The sequence below is a fragment of the Bradyrhizobium sp. CCBAU 11386 genome (assembly GCF_028128955.1).
Lineage (GTDB): Bacteria > Pseudomonadota > Alphaproteobacteria > Rhizobiales > Xanthobacteraceae > Bradyrhizobium.
In genome coordinates this window covers 16,907-35,520 of sequence record NZ_LBKA01000198.1, presented here as the reverse complement: position 1 = coordinate 35,520, position 18,614 = coordinate 16,907, and the positions used below count along the sequence as shown (strand labels likewise).

Below are 18,614 nucleotides of genomic sequence, written 5' to 3'. Positions count from 1 at the left end.
GCCGTCCGAAGCCGTCTTCGTGAGGCTGCCGGCCCTCCCGCGTAGAGTTCTTTTTCTTTCTGTCCTGATCGGCGCGGCTTCGCTCGCAAGCCTCGCGCATGCGCAGGACATCAGCATCAATCTCGGCGGCGGTCAGGGGGGCGGCGTCACCGAGCGCGCGATCCAGCTCATCGCGCTGCTCACGGTGCTGTCGATCGCGCCGTCGATCCTGATCATGATGACGTCGTTCACGCGCATCGTGGTCGTGCTGTCGCTCCTGCGCACCGCGATGGGCACGGCGACCGCGCCGCCCAACTCGGTGATCATCGCGCTCGCGATGTTCCTCACCTTCTTCGTGATGGGGCCGGTGCTGCAAAAATCCTACGACGACGGCATCCGCCCGCTCGTCGCCAACCAGATCGGCGTCGAGGATGCGCTCCAGCGCGCCTCGGTCCCGTTGCGCGGCTTCATGCAGAAGAACGTGCGCGAAAAGGACCTCAAGCTGTTCCTGGATCTCTCCGGCGAGCCGGCGCCGGCCACCCCCGACGAGCTCGCGCTCCGTATCCTCGTCCCCGCCTTCATGATCTCCGAGCTGAAGCGCGCCTTCGAGATCGGCTTTCTGCTGTTCCTGCCCTTCCTGATCATCGACCTCGTCGTCGCCTCGGTGCTGATGTCGATGGGCATGATGATGCTGCCGCCGGCAACCATATCGCTGCCGTTCAAGCTGATCTTCTTCGTCCTGGTCGACGGCTGGTCGCTGGTGGCGGGAAGCCTGGTGCAGAGCTACGGGGGATGAGGCTGGCTTGGGAGCGATGTCAGCGCGTCCTCTCCGTTCCCAATGACACACCTCCGCTCCGCCCCCGTCATTGCGAGGAGCCCTTGCGACGAAGCAATCCAGACTGCTTCCGCGGAGAGACTCTGGATTGCCTCGCTGCGCTCGCAATGACGAGAACGTGGCGGCCGGTCGGGCCGCGCTTCGCGCGGGACCGCCCCCTACCCCTTCACGTCATACTGCTTGCTGAGGTGATCGCCGATCTGCACCGGCATGGCGACGCTTTCGGGGAAGCCGGACCTGTCTCGCGTCGCGAGATTCCTACCGCGTCATCTTGATCTGCCGCACGGCGGGGATCTTCGGCAGCGAGCCGGTGTGGTCGGTCTCTTCCTTGGCCTGCGGCCCAGATGGCGCGCGGGCGGTGGCGTCGGGGAAGCGCTGCTTCATCTCGCGCAGGAAACCGTCGAGCGTGTCGACGCTCGCAGCCAGCTTGGCGATCTCGGCGAATTCGGCACTGGAGGCCGCGGCCGGCTTGCTGGCGATGTTGAAGGCGAGACGGTCGGCGCTCTCGCTCATCAGCGGGGCGTACTTCTCGCGGAAGCGCGACAGGCCGATCGAATCGTCGGCGAGCGCGTAGCCGACGGCGGCGCGGATGATGTCGCTCTTCTCCACCGCATTGAGCGGCTTGAAGTCGCGGAAGCGCTCGCCGTAATAGAGCTCGATCTGCTCGGCGGACTCGCGCCAGCGCCGCGCCGCCCAGAAGATGTCGGAGCGCAGGCGGAGCACTTCGCGCCCGGAGACGTTGGAGACGATGTCGAGCGCGAGATCGTGCCGGCCGACGTCGCTCTGCGCCCGCGCCTCGAGCAGCAGGCGCTGCTGCCTGAGCTCGCCGGAGAGATCGCTGATGCGGCTCGCGCGCAGCGCCGAGATCGCCATGTCCGGCCTGCGGTTGGCCAGATAGATCATGGAAAGACGCGCCGCGACCTGGGCGCGCGCAGCGCCTTCGAGGCGGTGGTCGACCTGGTATTGCAGGAGCTCGGCAGCCTGGTCGAGCAGATCGATCGAGGCGAGACGGTCGGCGAGACGGCGGATCAGCTCGTCGCCGCGGCGGCCGATCGGCGTCAGCTCGCGGAACTCGTAGAACATCCCGAGCGCCTCGACCGGCGGCAGTTCGTCACCCTTGGGCCCCAGGAAGATCTGCGTGAACAGGTCGGAGGCGAGATCCTGCGCCTGGCGCGAGGCCTCCGCGTTCGGCTGGAGCTTCGTCGCGGTGCGCGCCGCCGTGAGCGCGTCCCGGTAGCGCCCGTTCTCGGCATAGATCTGCGACAGCATCTGGAGCGTCTTGACCTCGATCGCGTCGCCGCGCCAGGTCATCGACAGCGTCTCGAGCTCGCGCAGCGCGTCTTCCTTGCTGATCTCGTCGCGCTTCTGCCGCAACGCGACCTCGAGCTGCTTGGCCTCGGCCGCGGCCGGCCGGTCGCTCGAGCCGACCGCGAACCTGTAGTCGTCGAGCGCATCCTTGTCGTGGCCGAGCGCCTCGGCGAGCCTGCCGCGCAGCACGGCGAAGCCGGGCGCAGCCTCGGGCGATACGCCGACGATCTCGAGCTCGCTGCGCCGCTTGGAGGCGCCGGCATAGTCCTTCACTTCGAGCGAGGCGCGCATCGCGTCCATCGTCACGATGCGCTGGATGTCGAGCGGCAGCGAGGCGATGGCGAATTCGACGTTCTTGAACTTCTCGCGCGCGTCCGCCCATTTGCCCTGGCGCGCATAGGCGAGCGCCTTCCAGAGCTGGGAATCGTGGCTGTTGCCGATCACGGGATTGGCGAGGTCCTTCAGGCCCTGCGCCGGCCGGCCGATCAGGATGCTCGCGATCGCGTGCATGATCAGCGCGCCGCTCTCCTCCTTGTTGAGCGGATCGCTCAGCATCAGTTCGGTCACGGCCTTGGCCTCGTGATACATCGCGCGCGACATGTAGAACTGCGCGAGGTCGAGCCGCGGCAGCGAGCGCAGCGCTGGCTCGACGGCCGAGATCGCCGTGATCAGGTCGCTCTGGCGCGTCATGAAGTTTTCCGACTGTCCCTTGCGCCAGCCTTCGGGGCTGAAGATCGGGCGTACCGCGGTCGGGGCGCGCTCGGCGGAGATGTCCACCGGCGACAGCGTCAGTCCGCCCTTCTTGCCGAGAATGACCTTGTCGGATCCGACCTCGACGCCGACCTCGTCGGAGTTCGGCCGGATCGCGATGCCGTGGGCGGATTCCAGCAGCGAGAGATCGACGAGGTCCTGACGCTTGATGAAGCCGCGCACCGGCCGCTGCGCGGTGACGACATAGAGCATGTCGCCGGCGTCGGGATCGGTGAATTTGTGCAGCAGGCCCGGATTGGCGAAGGGAATCGCGATGTTGGCGAGCGCGGGATCGGTGATGTTGCGCGACATCATCAGCGGCAGCGGCGTCGCCTGGATCTTGTCGGCGAGCGTCAGCAGCCAGTTGGTCTCCTTGCCGACCTCCTCGCTCGTCAGCGAGTAGACCAGCGGCCGGGTGAGACGGATGCGCACCGCCTGCCCCTTGTCGAGGGGGACGCGGCCGACCTCGCCGATCATCGCGCCGCCCTTGGTGCGGATCGCCTCGACGTCGATCGGCTTCGGCGTGTCGAACACCAGCCAGACGGTGTCGCCGCGGCGGAACGCCGCCGCGGGCGTTGCGACCTGAAGCGGGAACGTCACCCGCAAGCCGTCGCTATCGCGGCGCGCATCGACGCTTGGTGCGGCCGGCTGCGGCGCGGCCGGCGCCTCGGCGGGCGCAGCTTTGGCTGCTTCCTTGACCGGCTCCTTCGCCGCTTCCTTCACGACCTCCTTGGGCGCCTCGACAATTGCGGGCTTGGCAGGCGCGGCCGGAGCTTCGGCAACAGGCTGGGTCGGCTTCGAGTCCTCCTTGGGCGATTCCTTGGGCGTTTCTTTGGGCGCTTCCGCAGCGTGCGCAGCCTCAATCGCGGGAGCCTGCGCCGGTTTCGGCGCTTCGGCGGCAGGCATCGCGGCAGGCGCTTCCAGCTTCGTCTCGGGCTTGATATCGATCTTGGCCTCGCGCGCGATCGTCTCGGAGGTCGGCGGCGCGATCTCGCGACGGGCGTCCTTCTTCTCGGCCGCCGGCTTTTCCGCGGCCGGTGCCGGTCCATGGCCTTGGCTGGCGGGCTTGGCCTGCGCGATCGCGGCCTCCGGCGTCGCAGCCGTCTTGCCCTTGTCCGGCTGGAAGGAGACGTCGACGACGTAGTTCTTCTCGTCGCGGAAGGAGTGCACGTCGGAATCGCCGATCAGCGCGATCTCGACATTGGTCTGGTCGATGTCAGCCTTCTGCTTGATCGAGGCGACGTTCGGCGGTGCGGCGACGACCGCGTCGGCCAGGTCGAAACTGAGGTTGGCGTTGAAGGCGAGCGTGAGCTTCTGCTCGTTGAGCACGGAGGACACGCCGACGCCGTCGGGCATCTCGAACACGAAGCGCACGAAGGTCGGCTGCACCGATGCGCGCACACGGATCTGCGGACGCTTCTTGGTCTCGGCCGCGGCGCGCTGCGCACGCAGCGCCCGTTCGGCGACGCGCGCGCGCTCGGCGAGTTCCTTGACCACATCCATGGGCAGGCTCGGCGGCGGCCCCTTCCAGCCTTCCGGCAACAGGTCGATGAAGGTGCGCTCGCCGGCATTCATGGTGTTGACGGTGACGCGCCGCGCCAGCGACAGGCGGATGGCGCCGCCGTCGGGATCGCGGCGGGCGGAGTTGACGTAGTCGGGCGCGCCCTCCGGAACCCGGTCGACTGGAACGTCGACCGGCCGGTCGAAGCGGATGATGAGAATGGAGCCGGCCGTCGTCACCTCGGATGGAACATCCTCGCCGAGCTTGATCACCAGACGGGCGAAGCCGCCGCCGGCCGAAAATCTCGCCTCCCCCCGGATCGGGTCCGCCCGCGCCGGGCTTGTGGCGATCAGGCCGACCAGGAGGATGGTTACCAGCGCAGGTGCCTTGCGGACATGACGCGACAGCCCCCACGCCAGGGCGCGGGCTCGCGACACAAATCCAGCGGCAGCCTTCCGCGCCATTGGCGGCACTTCTTCCGGTTCGACGACCCATACCGGCACATGGCGCCGGCCCATGTCGTCGAATGTAGGTTTTGCCAATTAAGGACTTGTTAATGCTGTAATGACGAATTGATCCCGCGCAGTGCGTCGCGACGCCTTGCGTGCGGGCTGAGGCGTTCGCGCTCCAAATCTGGAGAGCAAGTGGTTAAGGAGACGTTAACCCCCCGTCGTCACCGGCACCGGGCGGGACCGGCGCGGCGTGCACCGCAGCTGCCGTCTCAACATATTCCTCTGCGATGATCGGCGAGCCAGAGCCAGTCGTGAACTCAGTCGTGACCGACGCCATAATGCGCGAACTCGTCGCCGATATTGCCCTGAATTGTCTTTGCAGCCGAAATGTCAGAATCTCCGCCAATCGCGTCGCCTTGCTTCAGCTTGGCAAGCCCGCGGCCAAAAAGCGCGCTCGCCAATTCCGGGGCGGCTCGCAAGGCAGAATTGTAGTCGGCGATCGCCGCACCGAACTCGCCCATCTTCAGGTGGATCAGCCCGCGCGAGTCGTACACGGCAGCGCTGGTCGATCCGGATTGAAGCGCTCTGTCGCAGTCCTCCAGCGCGGCCTGCCAGGCACCGAGAAGCGCCCGGGTCCAACATCGTCCGCTCCATGCGGCCTGCGAATCGGGCTGGAGGCGAATGGCCTCGTCGTAGTCATGCGCCGCGCGCTGGTGGTCATTTTTCTTCAGGTAGGCTCCGGCGCGATTGACGAAGGCAGCGCCATAGTCGGGATCGAGCTTGATCGCATCGTCAAAGGCTTCGATCGCGAGCTCATATTCGCCCTTCCTCAAGTGAGCCACACCTCGGTTGTTGAAGGCCTTTGTGTATGTCGGCTTGAGCGCGATCGACTGATCGAAATCGCGGATGGCTTTGTCGTAGTCGCCCTTTGCGGTGTAGGCATTGCCGCGATTGTTATAGGCGATAGCCAGAGCTGCCGTCGTACCCTGACGCGCCTCTATGAAAGCCGTGCAGGCAGCGATCCGGGCATCAAGCGAGGTGACACCCACCCCGTTGCAGGGTTCAATATGACTGAGATAGCTGTTGTTCACCTTGGAATTCTGAGCTGCGACTGGCAAGCCAACCAACAGCAGGACGCCAATCGCCACTCCGCTTTTGACGACGGACGATCTTGGTTCCATGTCAGGCCCCGTCTTCTGAGATCTGGCGATTGCGCGGAGGCTAGAACCAGCGTCAGCACCCGCGGCAGATGTTCAGATTGAGCTTGTGCTCGGCCCTTTGCTCCGGTCGCGGTGACCCCGTTACGCCGGACTTCTTCGGATATTTGTTCTTGCCCTCTTCGATAAGAGTGGAGAACCTGGTGGTTCCGTCATCCGAGATTTCGACATGAGGTGTGGTGCCTCGAACGCCCATCGTGGCGACCGGCGTTTCGATCTTCATGTCGCCAGTCTTCGCAACCTGGCCGGCAACAAAAACGAACGTCCCCTTGGTCAGGCTGAAGATCGTCGAATTGGACTTCCCGGCTGGCTCGTAGACATATTCGTCCAACGTCATGCGGGCGTTGCTCGACAAGTTGAACGAAGACCCATCCACGAAGTTGATGCCGACCCGACTGTCGGCATCGGTTCGAACCACATCGCCCAAATAGACCGGATCGCCAATCTTCGTCTGGATGGATTCGCCCTGGACCTTTGCCTGGACAATGACAGCTCCGACATGCTCGATGATGACCGAGCCCTCGGCTGCCACAACTTTCCCGATTGGCTTTGACGACGAGTCCATGACGGCCCGCCGCGGAGAATCGTTCTGCGCCTGGACTGGGTGGAGTGACGAGCCGGCCAGCGCAAGAACGATACCTGCCACGAGCACAGTCGCTGCGTGAGTGCCCATGGCTCATCCCTTTTTTGAAGATGTTGTTTTGAGCATGCGAACGGCTCCGACGGCGTCGGCGAGACCATCGCGCATCATGGCAGACCAGCGGCAACAAGCCACGACGGCCAAACTGGTTATTCCGGAGTAATCCGAATGGCTGATCGCCGTGCCCGAAAGAGCCACTATCCGTGCCAGGCAATTTCAACCAGCTTTTCGCCCGTGCCGTCGGGCGAAACGACAGCAATTCTGCCGTGACTGGCCTGCGCGGAATTCTCGGAAACCACGACCTTCAGCGGCCTGGCTGAGGTTGCCGGCGCAAAATTGCTCCCGATCGCGTGACGCGGCAAGCCAGCAAAGATACGGCGACGTCTGAGGTCGACCGCTTGTCAATCGAGGTCGAACAATGTCCGTCACGCCCGCTGGAAGGCCCGGGGACGAGTGCGAAGCCGCTGCGGTCAGGCATCACCGCGTGAACGCGGCCAAGAGCGGCTCTAGCGGCTCTCTTGATGAACCCGTTGCGCAGACTCGCGAGCGGGCCTCTGCCGGCCGCTTCGGGATGCTGTCGCTCACGGCATTGTTCTTCTCGATGATCAAACAGGTCAAGGCCGCAGACCCGAACGTAACGTTCCTGGATGACGACGCCATCACTTACAAGGACCTCGCGCACGGTGCATTCGAGCTTGTGACCAAGGAACCGGTCCCGCGGCACATCATCGTCGAGGATCCCGGCGAGACAATCGTCCTCAAAAAGGTCGGATCCACGATCAGTGTGAACCAGGTCACGAACACTCTTGCTCGCATGGAGGAGTTGCAGGCCGCACAACAGGACGCGCTCGCCAATCTTCAAGGACCCCACGGCTCAGGCACGCCTCCCTTCGTCAAATCCCTGCCGCTGCAGCCGATCAATTTCATTCCGCCCAGCGCGCCCGCGCCGCAAGATCTGCTGCAGCCTCTCGTTTTCACCCCTGAGCCTCTGATCGTACTACCACCGCCGACGCTGATCACCGGAGCCGGGCCGGCCGAACTCGATACCGTGGTGTTTGACACATTCACTGCGGCGAGCGGAACGTTCGCCGCGAGCAGCACCAACAGCGGCAAGCTGACCTTCGGCGTCGCCGGGGCGAGCGCCGGCAACACGGTCCTGGACGGAGTGACATACGATCTGTCGAAGACAGGCCCCTACGGGACGCTCTACGTCAACAGCACGAGCGGCGCCTATACGTTCGTGCCCGACAGCGCCGCAATCAACGCGCTGACGGCGCCCACGACCGACGGCTTCGTTGTGACTGTTTCCGACGGATCCACCTCCGCCAGTCAGACCTTCACGGTCATCCTTAACGGCGTCAACGACGCTGCATTCATCTCCGGAACCACGACCGGCTCAGTTGTCGAGGCTGGCGGCACCACCAACGGAGCCCCCGGCACGCCGATTGCGACCGGCACGCTCACCGACACCGACGTCGACAATCCGCCCAATACCTTCACGGCAGTGAGCTCGCCAAGAGCGAGCGCCGGCGGCTACGGCACCTTCACGATGACGGCGGCCGGCGTGTGGACCTACATCCTGGACGACACCAACGCCGCGGTGCAGGCGCTCAATGCGGGCGATACGCTGATCGACAACTTTACGGTGGCCGCCATAGACGGCACTCCCCAAGTGGTGACGATCACCATCCATGGGGCCAGCGACGCGGCCATTATCTCCGGCTCGACGACCGGCTCGGTGATCGAGGCCGGCGGCGTTGCCAATGCAACACCCGGAACGGCCACTGCAAGCGGCACGCTCACCGACACTGACGTCGACACGACCTCAAATGTCTTCACGGCGGTCGGCCCAACGGCAAGCGCGGGCGGCTACGGCACCTTCACAATGACGGCAGCCGGCGTGTGGACCTACACGCTCGACAATACCAACGGTGCGGTGCAGGCGCTCAATGCCGGCGAGACGCTGACCGACACGTTCACAGTGACCACTCTGGACGGCACCCCCCAAGTGGTCACCATCACCATTCACGGCACCAACGACGCCGCCATTGTTTCCGGCACCACGACCGGTTCAGTGACCGAGGCAGGCGGCGTCGCCAATGCGGCGCCCGGCACGCCGGCCGCGACGGGCACACTCGTCGCCGTTGACGTCGACAATACGTCCAACATCTTCACGACGGTAAGTTCGCCAAAGACAAGCGTGAACGGCTACGGCACCTTCACGATGACCGCCGCCGGCGTGTGGGCCTACACCCTCGACAACGCCAACGCCGCGGTGCAGGCGCTCAATGTCGGCGACACGCTCGCCGACAGTTTCACCGTCACTGCCATCGACGGCACCCCGCAACTGGTGACGATCGCCATCCACGGCACCAACGACGCCGCCATCATTTCCGGCACCACGACCGGTTCAGTGATCGAGGCAGGCACTGCTGCGCCCGGCATTCCCATCGCGACCGGCACGCTCACCGACACCGACGTCGACAATACGCCGAACACCTTCACGGTAGTCGCCTCGCCAACTGCGAGCGACGGCGGGTACGGCACCTTCACCATGACGGCGGCCGGCGTGTGGACCTACACACTCGACAACAACAATAGCGTGGTTCAGGCGCTGGACCCGGGCGATGCGCTAACCGACACTTTCACGGTGACTGCGATCGACGGCACGACGCAATCCGTGGCCGTCACCATCCATGGTGCCAGCGACGCAGACCCTAACGATTTCGATAACCTCGCCACGGGGTCCGTCGTGATATCCGATCCCCCCAACGTGTTTGGAACGCCGGGGAGCGAAACTATCGCGGGCGGCGGCAATGCAGGTCAGATCATCTACGCAGGAGCGGGCAGCGATACCGTCAACGGCACTGGCAAAGCCGACATTCTCTATGGCGGCTCCGGCAATGACACGATCAAGGGCAACGACGGGGATGACGCGATTTACGGTGGTTCGGGCAACGATACCATCAATGGCAACAACGGCAGCGACACCATCACCGGTGGATTTGGTGCGGACCACCTCACGGGCAGCAATGGGAGCGACCGTTTCGTCTATCTGTTCGCGGCCGATTCCAACGCCGGCCAGTTCGACACCATTACCGATTTCGCATCGGGATCCGACAAGATCGACTTGACGGCTCTCGGCGGGCTTGGCTTCGTTCTCCTGGCCTTGAGCTCATCAAGCACGTCGGTCCCGGCTCATACGATCGCCTGGCTCTACGACAGCGCGGCCAACGAAACGATAGTGTATGTCAATCCGAGCGACCAGACCCTGCACATTGGCGATTCCGGCCTGATCGAAATCCATTTGCAGGGGATTGCGACCATCGACGCGTCGGATTTCATCCTGGCGCCGGCAGCGGCGGCTGTGCTGGCGGCTGACAGCGGGCCGCTCGATCTCAGCGCAGCGACACAAAGCGATGCCACCGCCGTGACGATCACCAGTTCGTCCGACACCACACTCAGCGACGGCACGCTCCTCGCTGACTGGAACGCGACGGACGGATCAACCGACCAGGCCTCCGGCGTCTCTGCCAGTTCGGACCAGTTTGAATGGACCGAATATCCGAGCTTCGCCAGCTCAGACGGGGTGCAGCTGCGCGCGACCGAGATGACCAGCAGTGACGCGGTAACGCCCTCACCGACCGGGCTGTCCACGGTCTTGCACGATGTGACCGCACCGACGGCGACCAGCTTCGTCTTCGATCATCCAACGGTGCCCGACAGCATCGATACCACGATCGGAAACAATGACGTGATCGCCGGAAGTGCCCCCATGCCTGACGTTGCTTTCGCGGCGCTCCACGATGCCGCCGAACAGCTCGCCCGGCACGGGCATACGCTGGAGAGCCGCGACGAGGACCACGGTGCATCGGCTCCGGAAAGCGCCCACAATGCTGCTCATGCCCACGGTGGCCCCGATCATTCGCTTTCAAGCGAGGCGGCCGGACAGCACGACGCGCCCAGGCACGGCCCGGTGGGTGTCGATCCGCCCTCTACTGGTCATGCGGCGCCTGGCTCAGCGCCTGCCGGTTCGCACCAGTTCGGCGACTCCTTTTACTTCAAGGATGGCGCTTCGCACGGCCAGGATTCAGAGCTCAGCGCAGAACTGGATGATCCCTCGGACCCGCCCGGTCATCACGAGCACGCTGGGAAAGTCCACGAATCCGCGGCGGCGTCAATGCCTGAACTGTCCCCGCCGCATATTGATCCGGCCCACGGGGCAGGCACAACTGGCGCTCAGGTGCTGCACGATCTGATCGTGTGACGCCCCGCAAGGCGACTGTGTCTTCAGTGTTGTTTTCCTGCGCAATCCGGCGCGGAGGAGTTCTCTCGCTCGAGACCCGCGTCATCATCAGCGTCGCCATCTTCCCCTTGCGGCGGCAATGCATGCTGATGGTTAAGTGCGGATGTCCAGGCGAACGTCATCGCCGCGATGATTAGCCGATTGACGGCTTCGATTGCGCGTTCTGCTGCGGACGAGTAGTTCATGGCTTCCCTCCCCGCTGCGGATTTACGAATGGCGGAAGCCTAGGACGATTGCTTCGGCGCCACTGTACTCCACTTCACATTTGTACGCGTCAACTCATCGCAGCCTCAGAAGATGCCGCTTGCTTCGGCTGCATCCGCAACGCGAGTCGTGCTTGGTTGCCGGGCACGCGCGCACAACCTCAGAGGTGTTGCGGTCCATCAACGACTCTGAATCAGATGCGGTCACGGCGATGCGAATTCGATTGGTCAGCTTTTGGGGGGCAATCAATGAGCGGAGAAGCCAACTGCATTGTATGTAGCCGGGCAAGAGCAGTCGTAGCCGTCTTTCCAATCGCGCGGGGCTATGCACTGAAGGTGTACGAGTGCTCCTGCTGCCACAGCACCCTGCATCTCGTCACTCGAATGACGAAGGCTGCGCTGATCAAGCAGCACTGCGAGACCCTCCTTCCCGTCGAGAAGCCGTTGAGCTCGACAGGTCGCAGGGTTCAGCAGCGGATCGCAAGCTAGCCACGCAAGGCATCCGGCTGCGTGCCGGCCGGGCGACCGCGCAACTGCGCGCAAGAGCCGCGGCGCGCCGCGGCTCTCGCGCCCTCAATTCGGCTTTTGCGTCGGCTTGCCGTCGATCTTGGGCAGATCGCCGGCCGAGGCGGATTGATCGCCGCCGCCATTGGCACGGCGGGCCATCTCGACGGTCAGCCGCTCGGCGGCCTCCGGCGACATCAGTCCCAGGATGTCCGACATCTTTCGCGGCGCGATGGCCGAGGCGATCTCGATCAGCACGCCCATCTCGAGCCGGTCGAACACCCGCGCGGCGTCCTTCGGCTTCATGCCCTCATACATGGTGACGAGGCCCTTCATGCGCTGGGCTTCGGCGGCCTTCTGCTCGGCCTGGGTCGTGGAGATGCGGGATTCCACCGCCTTCATCTCCTCGACCTTGTTCTCGATGCGCTTCTCGGCCGATTTCAGCAGGCTCTCGCGGATGTCGATCTCGCGCTGGCGGGCCTCGATCTCCTGGCGGCGCGACTGCAACCGCTCCAGGATCGCGCGCTCCGAGGCCGAGACCTGCGGCTGGGCCTCCTCCACCTTGACCACGGTGCCTTCGGGCTTGGTCTCGGGCGCTGCCGGCTTCGGCGCCTCCTTCGGCGCGCCGTGGGTCGAGCCGGTGATGTCGGGGTCTTCCCGTCCGGTCGGAAAGTTCAGATTCTCCTGCGCCCAGGACTTCTTGGCCTGTTTCGGCTGGTAGTCGAAGACATAGCCGCCGTTGACCACGAGGCCCGCGACCTTGAGCGTGGCGAGACCTGCGACGGCAACCAGGACGACTGGAATGACGCGGATGTTACGAAAGGACTTCATACCCTCACTTCATGCGGCAAGGCCGTTGGACCGTCGGCGCTCGGAGAAGGCTTCGGCCGCAGCCGCCACCGCCTTTGCCGACGAGGGCTTGGCCGCGGCCACGGCAACCGTTTCCGGATTGGTCACGGGGCGCGCGGCGATCGCGATCTTGGACAGGCGCCGCACCACGTTGTCGGCTTCGCCCAGCTGCTTGTAGAGCTGGTCCGACATCTGGGTCGCCGCCGCGAGCTGGCTGCCGAGGTTCTCGTTGACGTCGCGCACGGCGAGCTTCAGCCCGCCGATCGCACGCTCGGCGATCTCGGTCGCGGTGATCAGCTCGGCGATGACCGCCTTCAGCGAATGCTCGTCCGCCTTCAGCCGCGTCAGCCGCTTGTTCAGCAGGATGCAGTAGCCGATCGTGAGCATCAGCAAGATAGCCACCAGCGTCTCGATCGCCATTCCAAGGGAGTGGTTCATGGGGCCTCCATCATCTTGTTCTGCTCGTCCACCTTCTCGAACATCGCAAGTGTCGTATTTGGCTTGCGCAAGGGTTTCGTCACTCTGATAGCGACGCGGTCGCCGACCCGGCCCATGCGTCCTTCGGTGATTGTGACGTCGCCGCAGCGCACGGTGACGTTGGCGTCCGCGCGCATGTCCAGCGGCAGCGTGTCGCCGACCTTCAGCCGCATCAGCTGCTTGAGCGGAATGTCGGCCTCGTAGAGCACGGCATCGACGGCGATCTCGGCCTGGCCGATCTCGGTGGCGAAATGGCCTTCCCAGACCGGGTCGCGGCCGAACTTTTCGCCCATGAACATCTGGAGCAGGACGCCCCGGATCGGTTCGATGGTCGCGTAAGGCAGCAGGAGCTCGATATTGCCGCCGCGGTCTTCCATGTCGATGCGCAGGCGCACCAGGATGGCGGCGTTGGCGGGACGGCTGATCGCGGCGAAACGCGGGTTGGTCTCGAGCCGGTCGATCGTGAAGGTCACCGGCGACAGCGGCCGGAACGCCTGCTCGGCGTCGGCCAGCACCACCTCGACCAGCCGCTTGACCAGCTCGGTCTCGATCGTGGTGTAGGGCCGGCCCTCGATGCGGAGCTGGCTGGTGCCGCGGCGGCCGCCGAGCAGCACGTCGATCATCGAGTAGATCAGGTTGGAATCGACCGTCGCCATGCCGAAATTGTCCCACTCCTCGGCCTTGAACACCGAGAGCACGGCCGGCAGCGGGATCGAGTTCATGTAGTCGCCGAAGCGCACCGAGGTGATGCGGTCGAGCGAGACTTCGACGTTGTCCGAGGTGAAATTGCGCAGGGATGTCGTCAAGAGCCGCACCAGGCGGTCGAAGACGATTTCGAGCATCGGCAGACGCTCGTAGGAGACCATCGCCGAATCGATGATCGCGCGAATGCCGGAATGGTCGTCGAGCGTGACGTCGCCGACGGTGAAGCCGAGGAGGTTGTCGATCTCCTCCTGCGACAGCACCCGCTCGCCGGAGTTCTTGCCGGTGCCGAGGTCGCGGCTGCCGTCCTCGACCATGGCCGCCCATTGCAGGGCCATGGTCTCGGAGAGTTCGTTTTCGGCAGCGGCCTTCGCGGCCTCCGCGGGATCCTCGGAATCGAGCGAAGCCTCCCATTGGGCGGCAATCGCATCCTGGTCCATCTGCTCGTTGCCGGCCATGACGCTAGCCCATTACCTTCCCTGCGCCGTCACTGGATCACGACTTCCTTGAACAGCACCGCGCTGACCTGGACCGGCGCGACCGCCGCATTGACGCGCTTGGTCAGCTCTTCCTTGAGGCGGAAGATGCCGGCGGAGCCGTTGAGGTCGGAGGAGCGCAGCTCGCGCACATAGGTCTGGAAGATGTCGGTGACGCGCGGCATCGCCGGCTTGATCGCCTCGATCTGCTTCTCTTCCTTCAGCTCCAGCACGATCTTCAGCTTCAGATATTGCACGCGCTCGCCCGGAGCACCGGCGAGGTTGACCATCATGTCGGGCACCTCGACGAAGGCCGGCGGCTTCGGCGGGGGCGCCGCCTCGGCATGATGCTCGTCGTCGCCATGCCGGAAGAAGAAGAACCAGGTCGCCGCACCGCCGCCGAGGACGGCGAGCAGGCCGACGGCCATGATGATGAGCTTGAGCTTGTTCTTCGGGGGAGCGGCTTCCGCGCCTTCGGCGGCTGCGCCGCCTTCCGCTTCGTTCTCTGCCATGGTCGCCCGGCTCGCTCATCTCTTATAGGAATCGAAAGAGCGAAGCCCCCTGGCAGACAATGACGCGATACAAATGCCCCAGCGCAATGCGCTCCCTTGCACGCAAACGCTACGGTAATAATGGTTAACGGAATCTTTCGATTGGGCCTCCACTAGGAAAAATCTGCCGGGCAAACATGGCTAACAGAACCTTTCTGCCGCCCTCCCGCGCCCTCGAAAAATCGACAAGGTATTGATATTTAATAATTTTCTTCGTTGGCACGGCTTTCGCTGAGAGAGGACCGAGACCGAACGGTTTGGGAGAACCCGACGGTCTCGTTCACGGGGTCCGCCAAGGCGCTTGGGAGAGCGAGGAGGCAGATCTCACTCAGGGGAGATCTTCCGATGCAGAACGCGCTTCTGATCGGCTTGTCACGGCAGATGACGTTGGAACGGCAGATGGATGTCATCGCCAACAACGTCGCCAATGCCAACACCAACGGCTTCAAGGCCGACCATTCGCTGTTCGAGGAGTATCTCAACTCGAACGCGCGTGAGGACAATTTCGTCGGTTCCGACCGCCGGGTCTCCTATGTGCAGGACCGCGGCACCTTCCGCGACGTCGGCCAGGGGCCGATGGAGGCGACCAACAACCCGCTCGACATGGCGATCGACGGCAACGCCTTCTTCGCGGTGCAGGCCAACGGCGCCGAGCGCTACACCCGCGACGGCAAATTCGCGCTCAGCAGCACCGGCCAGCTCGTCACCTCCGACGGCAACCTCGTGCTCGGCACCGGCGGCCCGATCACCTTCCAGCCGACCGACCACGACATCAATATCGCCCCCGACGGCACCGTCACGGTGCTCGAGGGCACGGCCAAGACCGACTCGATCCGCGGCAAGATCCGCATGGCCTCGTTCGACGATCCGGCCCGGCTGACCAAGCTCGGCGCCAACCTCTACAGCGCCGGCTCCGCGACCCAGCAGGCCGACACCAAGTCCACCGTGCGCCAGGGCTACATCGAGAAGTCGAACGTGAACTCGGTCGGCGAGATGAGCCGCATGGTCGAAGTCATGCGCAGCTACACCGCCATCGCCAATCTGCTCCAGCAGCAGAGCGACCTCCACAAATCGGCGATCGAGAAGCTCGCCGACGTTCCGGCCTGATTAGGGGACCACTGATATGCAAGCGCTCCACACCGCTGCGACCGGAATGGCGGCCCAGGAACTCAACGTCCAGGTCATCTCCAACAACATCGCGAACCTGCGCACCACCGGCTTCAAGAAGCAGACCGCGGCGTTCCAGGACCTGATCTACGAGCACGTCCGCCGCGTCGGCGCGCAAGCCTCGGACCAGGGCACCATCGTGCCTGTCGGCGTCGACATCGGCGGCGGCGTCAAGACCGTCGGCACGCCGCGCAGCATGACGCAGGGCACGCTGTCGCAGACCGGCAACGATCTCGACCTCGCGATCTCGGGCGAAGGCTTCTTCAAGATCCTGATGCCCGACGGCACCTACCAGTACACCCGCGACGGCACCTTCCAGATGGACAATCAGGGCCGCGTCGTCACCGCGCAGGGCAACCCGGTGCAGCCGACCATCACCATCCCGAACAACGCTTCGGGCATCACCGTGAGCGAGCAGGGCCAGGTCTCGGTGACGCTGCCGGGCTCGTCGACCTCCTCGATCATCGGCCAGCTCGGCGTGACCCGTTTCATCAACAAGGCGGGCCTTCAGCCGGTCGGCAACAACCAGTTCACCGAGACCCCCTCGTCCGGCGCGCCGCAGGACGGCACCGCGAACTCCGAAGGCTACGGCAAGATCACGCAGGGCAGCCTGGAGCAGGCCAATGTCGACGTCGTCTCGGAGATGAGCGACCTGATCGCCGCCCAGCGCGCATACGAGATGAACGCCAAGGTCATCAGCGCCGCCGACCAGATGATGCAATCGACCACGGCGCTGTTCCGCTGAGGTAATGACGATGATCCGCACCACCCTCGCCACGATCTCCGCTCTCCTGCTGCTGGCGCTGCCGGCACAGGCCGCCGACGACGTCATCGCGGCGCCGACGCTGCGCGCGAGCGTCACCGTGACCTCCGACGTGGTGCGGGTCGGCGATCTCATCGACAATGCCGGCTCGGCCGCGCTGATCCCGGTCTATCGCTCGCCCGATCTCGGCACCACCGGCGCGCTGCCGGTCGCGCAAGTCCTGTCGGTGTTGCGCGCAAAGCAGGTGATCGGCGTGATGACCGGCGACATCAAGGAAGTCCAGGTCACCCGCCTCGCCCGCACCCTTGCCAACAAGGACCTCGAAAACGCGGTGGCCTCGGCGCTCGAGCGCCGCTTCGGCCTTGGCGATGCCGCCAACATCACCGTCACCTTCGACCGCGGCGTCGCCGACATGCGGCTGGACGCCTCCAACACCGGCGCGCTGCAGCCGGCGGCGACCCGTTACGACGCCCGCAGCGGCCGTTTCGACATCGCCTTCGAGATCAACAACGACAACAATCCGGCGCCGACCAAGCTGCGCTTCACCGGCACCGCGATCGAGACCGTGGAAGTGGCCGTACTGACGCGCGACATCGACCGCGCCGACCTCCTGAAATCCTCCGACGTCACGCTGGAGCGCCGGCCCAAGGCCGAGGTCACCGGCGAGGCCGCCTCGCGCGACCGCACCATCGGCATGCAGCTGCGCCGGCCGATGCGGGCGGGCACGCCGATCCGGGTCGCCGACATCGTCAAGCCCGACTTCGTGCAGCGCGACCAGAACGTCACCATCATCTACCAGGTGCCCGGGCTCTACCTCACCACGCGCGGCAAGGCGATCGAGAGCGGCGCCGAGGGCGACACCGTCAGCGTGCTCAACCTGCAATCCAAGCGCACGCTGACCGGCGTCGTCACCGGCCGCGGCCAGATCACGGTCCAGGGCGCGAGCCAGTCCGCGCCGATGGCGCCCGCGGTCGAGCAGACCTCCTCGCTCAAGCGCGACGAGGTGCCCGCACCCGTCGACACTGCAGCTCTCGTCCGGAACCTGGTCCAGGCCCCCGAGTCGCCGGCCCAAGTCGCCCAGGCCCAGATCCCGCAAGCCCGCATCTCGCAAGCTCCAGCCAAGTCAGAGTAAGTCATGTCCCCGTTCAGTTCGGCTTCCCGTCTTCGTCGCATCGCGATCTCTGCCCTGCTGCTGGCCTCTTGCGCGCTGGGCGGCTGCTCCTCGATCGACCGCCTGTCGCAGATCGGCGAGCAACCGAAATTGTCCGCGATCGACAATCCGACGACGCAGCCCGGCTACAAGCCGGTGCAGATGCCGATGCCGAAGCCGGAAGTCGCCTCCTACAATCCGAACTCGCTGTGGCGGAGCGGCAGCCGCGCCTTCTTCAAGGACCAGCGCGCCCACCAGATCGGCGACCTCCTCACCGTGACCGTGAACATCACCGACAAGGCCAACATCGCCAACGAGACCCAGCGCAGCCGCACCAACTCGGAAGACTCGGGCATCACCGACTTCATCGGGTCCAAGACCATCACCCAGGCCAACAAGATCCTGCCCGGCCGCATCCTGACCGCCGACTCCACCGCCTCCAGCGACGGCAAGGGCTCGGTCAACCGCACGGAAGCGTTGCAGACCAACGTCGCCGCGGTGGTCACGCAAGTGCTGCCGAACGGCAACCTCGTGGTCGAAGGCAAGCAGGAGATCCGCGTCAACTACGAGATCCGCGAGCTCGTGGTCGCCGGCATCGTCCGCCCCGAAGACATCCAGAGCGACAACACCATCGATTCCACCAAGATCGCGCAGGCCCGCATCGCCTATGGCGGCCGCGGCCAGATCATGGACGTGCAGCAGCCGCGCTACGGCCAGCAAGTCATGGACGTGCTGCTGCCCTTCTAAGTCTCTTTAAGAGCTCCCACATCGTGTTCGCGAACCT

At 64.8% G+C, this 18,614-nt stretch carries 14 protein-coding genes; 6 read left to right on the top strand and 8 right to left on the bottom strand.

Annotated elements, in window-relative coordinates; translation table 11 throughout:
* Positions 1–19: 19 nt before the first annotated feature.
* Positions 20–775, top strand: a complete 756-nt coding sequence (fliP, locus tag XI09_RS14510) for a flagellar type III secretion system pore protein FliP (protein WP_271567434.1) — start codon at positions 20–22, stop codon at positions 773–775.
* A gap of 297 nt (positions 776–1,072) precedes the next feature.
* Here fliP and XI09_RS14505 read toward each other — a convergent pair whose 3' ends face one another.
* The 3 genes from XI09_RS14505 to XI09_RS14495 all read right to left on the bottom strand — a co-directional run bounded on the left by XI09_RS14505 (position 1,073) and on the right by XI09_RS14495 (position 6,715).
* Positions 1,073–4,837, bottom strand: a complete 3,765-nt coding sequence (locus XI09_RS14505) for a tetratricopeptide repeat protein (protein WP_271567433.1) — start codon at positions 4,835–4,837, stop codon at positions 1,073–1,075.
* Between the two features lie 305 nt (positions 4,838–5,142).
* Complete coding sequence (locus XI09_RS14500; protein ID WP_271567431.1) at positions 5,143–6,006, bottom strand: tetratricopeptide repeat protein; 864 nt, start codon at positions 6,004–6,006, stop codon at positions 5,143–5,145.
* Positions 6,007–6,058: 52 nt separating this feature from the next.
* On the bottom strand, positions 6,059–6,715 hold the full coding sequence (locus XI09_RS14495) for a FecR family protein (RefSeq protein WP_271567430.1): 657 nt from the start codon (positions 6,713–6,715) through the stop codon (positions 6,059–6,061).
* Between the two features lie 538 nt (positions 6,716–7,253).
* On the opposite strand from XI09_RS14495, the gene XI09_RS14490 reads away from it, so the two are divergent.
* Positions 7,254–10,949, top strand: coding sequence for a VCBS domain-containing protein (locus tag XI09_RS14490; protein WP_271567429.1), 3,696 nt, complete (start codon positions 7,254–7,256; stop codon positions 10,947–10,949).
* A 23-nt stretch (positions 10,950–10,972) separates the two neighbouring features.
* Here XI09_RS14490 and XI09_RS14485 read toward each other — a convergent pair whose 3' ends face one another.
* The 5 genes from XI09_RS14485 to fliL form a co-directional block, all read right to left on the bottom strand.
* Complete coding sequence (locus XI09_RS14485) at positions 10,973–11,173, bottom strand: hypothetical protein (RefSeq protein ID WP_271567428.1); 201 nt, start codon at positions 11,171–11,173, stop codon at positions 10,973–10,975.
* Positions 11,174–11,764: 591 nt separating this feature from the next.
* Positions 11,765–12,526, bottom strand: a complete 762-nt coding sequence (locus XI09_RS14480; RefSeq protein WP_271567427.1) for a MotE family protein — start codon at positions 12,524–12,526, stop codon at positions 11,765–11,767.
* Between the two features lie 9 nt (positions 12,527–12,535).
* Positions 12,536–12,982, bottom strand: a complete 447-nt coding sequence (locus XI09_RS14475; RefSeq protein WP_271567426.1) for a DUF6468 domain-containing protein — start codon at positions 12,980–12,982, stop codon at positions 12,536–12,538.
* Positions 12,979–14,181 carry a flagellar motor switch protein FliM gene (fliM, locus tag XI09_RS14470; RefSeq protein ID WP_271567425.1) on the bottom strand — a complete coding sequence of 401 codons (1,203 nt, stop codon included), beginning with the start codon at positions 14,179–14,181 and terminating at the stop codon, positions 12,979–12,981. Before fliM ends, XI09_RS14475 begins: the two co-directional genes overlap by 4 nt.
* Positions 14,182–14,210: 29 nt before the next feature.
* Complete coding sequence (gene fliL / locus XI09_RS14465) at positions 14,211–14,711, bottom strand: flagellar basal body-associated protein FliL (RefSeq protein WP_027548517.1); 501 nt, start codon at positions 14,709–14,711, stop codon at positions 14,211–14,213.
* 384 nt (positions 14,712–15,095) lie between these two features.
* Between fliL and flgF the strand changes: the two genes are divergently transcribed.
* From flgF to flgH, 4 genes are read left to right on the top strand one after another with little or no spacing between them, the layout of a single operon-like run.
* Positions 15,096–15,857, top strand: coding sequence for a flagellar basal-body rod protein FlgF (flgF, locus tag XI09_RS14460; protein WP_271567424.1), 762 nt, complete (start codon positions 15,096–15,098; stop codon positions 15,855–15,857).
* Between the two features lie 16 nt (positions 15,858–15,873).
* The gene (flgG, locus tag XI09_RS14455) at positions 15,874–16,662 is read left to right on the top strand and encodes a flagellar basal-body rod protein FlgG (RefSeq protein WP_271567423.1); all 789 of its coding nucleotides are present in this window, start codon (positions 15,874–15,876) and stop codon (positions 16,660–16,662) included.
* A 10-nt stretch (positions 16,663–16,672) separates the two neighbouring features.
* A complete protein-coding gene (gene flgA / locus XI09_RS14450) occupies positions 16,673–17,812 on the top strand; it encodes a flagellar basal body P-ring formation chaperone FlgA (protein WP_271567422.1) in 1,140 nt (379 codons plus the stop codon).
* A gap of 3 nt (positions 17,813–17,815) precedes the next feature.
* The gene (gene flgH / locus XI09_RS14445) at positions 17,816–18,577 is read left to right on the top strand and encodes a flagellar basal body L-ring protein FlgH (RefSeq protein ID WP_271567421.1); all 762 of its coding nucleotides are present in this window, start codon (positions 17,816–17,818) and stop codon (positions 18,575–18,577) included.
* Positions 18,578–18,614: the final 37 nt, after the last annotated feature.